General features: G+C 74.9%; 4 protein-coding genes. 2 read left to right on the plus strand and 2 right to left on the minus strand.

Annotation, left to right across the window (positions count from 1 at the left end; all coding sequences use genetic code 11):
- Positions 1 to 618 (minus strand): pyridoxal-dependent decarboxylase (locus ADY01_RS32920; RefSeq protein ID WP_049580413.1); only part of this gene is annotated, 618 nt, incomplete at its 3' end.
- Positions 619 to 816: 198 nt separating this feature from the next.
- Here ADY01_RS32920 and ADY01_RS32925 point away from each other — a divergent pair.
- Positions 817 to 1,257, plus strand: a complete 441-nt coding sequence (locus ADY01_RS32925; RefSeq protein ID WP_234320507.1) for a DoxX family protein — start codon at positions 817 to 819, stop codon at positions 1,255 to 1,257.
- A gap of 102 nt (positions 1,258 to 1,359) precedes the next feature.
- Entirely contained in the window at positions 1,360 to 2,001 is a 642-nt protein-coding gene (locus tag ADY01_RS32930; protein WP_049580415.1) for an NAD(P)-dependent oxidoreductase, read from the plus strand.
- Here the strand turns inward: ADY01_RS32930 and pepN are convergent.
- Positions 1,991 to 4,513 carry an aminopeptidase N gene (pepN, locus tag ADY01_RS32935; RefSeq protein ID WP_049580416.1) on the minus strand — a complete coding sequence of 841 codons (2,523 nt, stop codon included), beginning with the start codon at positions 4,511 to 4,513 and terminating at the stop codon, positions 1,991 to 1,993. The genes ADY01_RS32930 and pepN overlap by 11 nt on opposite strands.
- Between the last annotated feature and the right edge of the window lie 256 nt (positions 4,514 to 4,769).

Below are 4,769 nucleotides of genomic sequence, written 5' to 3' on the forward strand. Positions count from 1 at the left end.
GAGCAGCACGGTGGGGGCGGGCAGGCCGAGGAGCCAGGCGGCGCGGCGGACGCTGTGGTGGGCGTTGGCGCCGCAGACGGTCACCAGGCGGGGGCCGAACCGCTCGCGGGCCAGCAGCAGGCCCAGCAGGTTCGCCTCGGTGCCGCCGGTGGTGACCAGGGCGTCGGGGGCGCGCCCGCCGGGGTGGACGAGGCAGGCGAGCGCGGCGGTGAGGTGGAGCTCCAGGGCGGAGGCGGCCGGGGCCTGGTCCCAGGAGTCCATCGAGGGGTTGAGCGCGGCGGCGGCCAGGTCCGCCGCGGCGGCGACGGCCAGGGGCGGGGCGTGCAGATGGGCGGCGCAGTGGGGGTCGGCGGGGTCGGCCGCGCCCTCGGCCAGCGCGCTCACGACGGAGCGCAACGCGTCGTGCGCCCCCGTGCCCTGCGCGGGCAGCGCCGGGCCGCAGCGGGCCAGGAGCCGGCGGGTGACGGCGCCCGGGCCGCCGCCGGGCAGCGGCCCGCAGCGGGCCGCGGCGCCCTCCTCCAGGGCGGCCAGGACGGTCTCGACGAGTGGGCGCAGGGCGCGCGGTCCCGAGGGGCCACCCGCGAGCAGGGTGGGATCGGGGGTGGGGAGCGCGGGCATGGTTCGGTCTCTCTCAGCGCTGTGGGGGCCTCTGTCGGCGCGAACGGGCACAAGCTACGCGGGTGCCCCCGGCCCGGTCCCGCGGTTGGGAGCCGTTCCCCCGAACGAGCTAACCGCGGCTTGACGGACGACCGATGAGTCCTCGCCCCGGGCCGGGTCGGTAGGGGAGAAGGCACGACGACAACGGAGGAGACCGTCATGGGTACCGTTATGGCCGAGGCGACGAGCGTCACCGGTGCGGGGGTTCGGGGTTCGAGGGCCCGGGGACGCGCGTGGGCGCTGCGGGGCACGCAGATCCTGATGGCGCTGTTCTTCGCCTTCAGCGCGGCCCCCAAGCTGGTCGGCCACGCGTCGGCGGCGGAGAGCTTCGACGAGATCGGGTGGGGGGACTGGCTGATGTACGCGGTCGGCGTGCTGGAGCGCGCCGGGGCGGTGGGTCTGGTGGTGACGCTGCTGGCGGGCGCGGCGAGCCTGGGCCTGACCGGGCTGATGATCGGGGCGTTCATCACCCAGATGACCGTGTTCGACGGAGAGCACGCGGCGACCCCGCTGATCTGCGCCGCCCCGCTGGCGGCGATCGCCTGGGCCCGCCGCCGGTCGACGCCCGAGCTGTTCGGGCGCCTGCGGACACGCGATTGAGGCGGTCCGCCGCCACCTCCCGGGAGCCACCTCGACACCGGCCGGCGGCATCCCTCGGGGAACCTGCCGGCGGGCTACGGTCCGGGCAGGAGGTTCCAGGACATGAGCGAGATCGTGGTATTCGGAGCGGGCGGCAGGGCCGGGCGGCGCGCGGTGGCGGAGGCCAGGCGGCGCGGGCACGCGGTCACCGCGGTGGTGCGGGCCCCGGCCCGGTACACGGGGCAGCGGGACGAGGCGGTGCGGGTGGTCGCGGGGAGCGTCACCGACGCGGCCCTGGCCGCGGAGGTGCTGACGGGGGCGGACGCCGTGATCAACGCCGCCGCGGAGTACGGGCCGGGCACGGACCCGTCCTCGTTCTTCCCCGCGGCGGCCGGGGCGCTGGTGGCGGGGGTCAGGCACGCGGGCACCGGGCGGCTGATCGCGATCGGCCTCTCCTCGTTCCTCACCGACGTGGACGGCACCTCGCCGCTCGCGGGGACGGAACTGCCCGAGGATTTCCGCGCGTTCCGCGACGCGCACCTGGCCGGTCTCGACGTGCTGCGGGCCGAGGGGGGCGACCTGGACTGGCTCTACATCAGCCCGGCCGGGGACTTCGACCACCGGGGCCCCCGGACGGGCCGGTACACGGTCGCCGAGCACGGCGACATGGCCGACCGGATCTCCTATCCGGACTTCGCCATCGCCCTGCTCGACGAGATCGAGACCCCGCGCCACCGCGGGGTCCACCTGGCGGTCACCGGCTGAACGCGGCGCGCACCCGCAGCGCGCGCCGCAGGTCGTCCAGCTGGTTGGTGAGGTTCCTCGCCAGGGCGGTGACGAGGGTGTCGTCACCGAGAGCCTCCTCGGTGAGGCGGGCCGTCCCCTCCTCGACGACCGCGGCGGGGAAGCCGTAGCGGACCGCCGCCACGGCCAGGGTGTGGCCACGGCGGGCGGCCACCGCGGCGGCGGCCGGGAAGTACCGCGGGACGTAGGGCGCGAGCAGGTCGCGCTGCTCCGGGTGCCAGAACCCCTGGGCGGTGGCGATGAACAGGTAGTTCGACAGCCGGTCCGCGGGGCCGAACAGGTCGTCCCAGGCGGCGGCCTTGGCCGCCTCGTCGGGCAGCGCGGCACGGCAGCGGGCCGCCCCCTCCTCGCCCACGGCGGTGGCGTCGCGTTCCGCCTCGGCCGCGATCTCCTCGCGGGTGGTGGCGCCCAGGACCGCGAGGCGGTGGAGGAGCTGCCAGCGCAGCTCGGGGTCGAGCGCCGGGCCGCCGGGGAGGGTGCCCGACTCCCACCAGGAGCGCAGCTCGGCGGGGTCGGTGGCGGAGCCGATCGCCGCGCGGGCGGCGATCAGGCGGCGCGTGGGGTCGGTGACCTCGGCGCCGAGCATGGCGCGGGAGAGGTCGGCGAGCAGGGCGAGCGCGGCCGGGCGCCGGTCCCCGGTCAGGTAGACGTCGGCGACCTGGCGGCGGGCGAAGGCGAGGACGGACTCGACGATGGCGGTGGCGGGCTCGGTGGGCAGGTGGCGGCGGGCGGCCTCGGCGTAGGCGAGCGGGTCGAGCTCGCCGTCGCGCACCATGTCGCGGGCCGCGGACCACACCACCGTGCGGGTCAGGGCGTCGGGGAGGGTGGAGAGCGTGCGCAGCGCGGTCTCCCAGGAGGGCCCGTCCAGCCGCACCTTGGCGTAGGTGAGGTCCCCGTCGTTGACGACCAGCAGGCCGGGGCGGGACCCGGGGAAGGTGCGCGCGGTGGTGCCGTCCTCGGCGGGCAGGTCCAGCTCGTGGCGCTCGCGGAGCGCGGCGCGGCCCCCGCTCTCGTCGTAGGCGCCGATGAGCAGCCGGTGCGGGCGCCCGCCGGTGTGGTGCAGCGCGAGGCGCCAGCCCTCCCCGTCCGCCGTGACCTCGGGCTTGAGGGTGTCGGGTCCGCTGGTGCGCAGCCACCGGTCGGCCCACTCGGGGACGGGCCGCCCCGAGGCGCGGGCCATGGAGTCGATGAAGTCGGCCAGCGTGGCGTTGCCGAAGCGGTGGCGGGCGAAGTGGTCGTTGATCCCGGCGAGGAACGTCTCCTCGCCGAGCCAGGTGACCAGTTGCCGCAGCGCGGAGGCGCCCTTGGCGTAGGAGATGCCGTCGAAGTTGAGCCAGGCGGAGGCGGTGTCGGGCACGGCCTCGGGGTCGGGGGCGACGGGGTGGGTGGTGGGGCGCTGGTCCGCGTCGTAGCCCCAGGTCTTGCGGCTGGTGGCGAACTCGGTCCACGGCTCGTGGGCGGTGGCCTCGCCGAGGATCTGGTAGCCCACGTACTCGGCGAACGACTCGTTCAGCCAGACGTCGTCCCACCAGCGCAGGGTCACCAGGTTCCCGAACCACATGTGCGCCATCTCGTGGGCGATGACGACGCCGCGCGTCTCCCGCTCGGTCTCGGTGACCGCCGACCGGTGGATGTACTCGTCCCGCAGGGTCACCAGGCCCGGGTTCTCCATGGCGCCCGCGTTGAACTCCGGGACGAACGCCTGGTCGTAGGAGTCGAAGGGGTAGGGCTCGTCGTAGATCTCGTGGTAGCGGTCGAAGCAGCGGCGGGTGATGTCCAGGATCTCGTCGGCGTCCTTGTCGAGGTGCTCGGCGAGGGAGGCCCGCACATGGATGCCGAACGGCAGGCCCGCGTGCTCGGTGCGCACCGAGTGGTAGGGGCCCGCGACCACGGCCATCAGATAGGTGCTCAGCGGCGGCGTGGTGGCGCAGCGCCAGCGCCCCGGCCGCCCCTCGACGCGGGTGGCGACGCCGTTGCCGAGGACGGTCCACTCCTCGGGGGCGGTGACGGTGACGTCGAAGACCGCCTTCAGGTCGGGCTGGTCGAACGCGGCGTAGACCAGTGAACTCTCCGTCATGCAGCACATGCTGTAGAGGTAGGTGAGCCCGTCGGCGGGGTCGGTGAAGCGGTGCATGCCCTCGCCGGTGCGGGAGTAGGGCATGTCCGCGGTGACGCGCAGCTCGTGCTCGCCCTCGGCGAGCCCCGCCAGCGCGATGCGCCCAGCGGCAGAGCCGCCGGGGCCCAGGCCGGCGACGGCGTCGGGGCCCAGGTCCGCGCCGTCGAGGGTGGCGGAGCGCAGCCGGAGGGGCCGCAGCTCCGCGAAGGTGTCGCCCGCCTGACGCGCGGTGAAGCGGATGGTGGTGGTGGAGGCGAACGTCTCCTCGCCACCCGTGAAGTCGAGGTCGACGGCGTAGTGGTGGACCTCGACAAGACGGGCTCGGGCTTCCGCTTCACGGCGTGTCAGTGTGGCCATGGGCATCATCGTGCCCCAGCCGGAGTGGTACCGGAACTCCTTTCCCCGACGATTGGTCCAGTCCAAAGTCTTGACGGCCGTCGAGCCGCGTCCCTTAAATCAAGCCCTGAGCAATCGGGCCGCCCTTCCCCACAAGCGGGCGGTACCCGTGTCCCCCCACCGGCTCAGACGGATGTGATGCCTCGTGCGCGGCCTTCCCGACTCCTCCCTGCCCACGGACCTGCCCATGGCCACACTGACACGCCGTGAAGCGGAA

Origin of the sequence: Streptomyces sp. SBT349, assembly GCF_001083795.1 — a bacterium.
Lineage (GTDB): Bacteria > Actinomycetota > Actinomycetes > Streptomycetales > Streptomycetaceae > Streptomyces.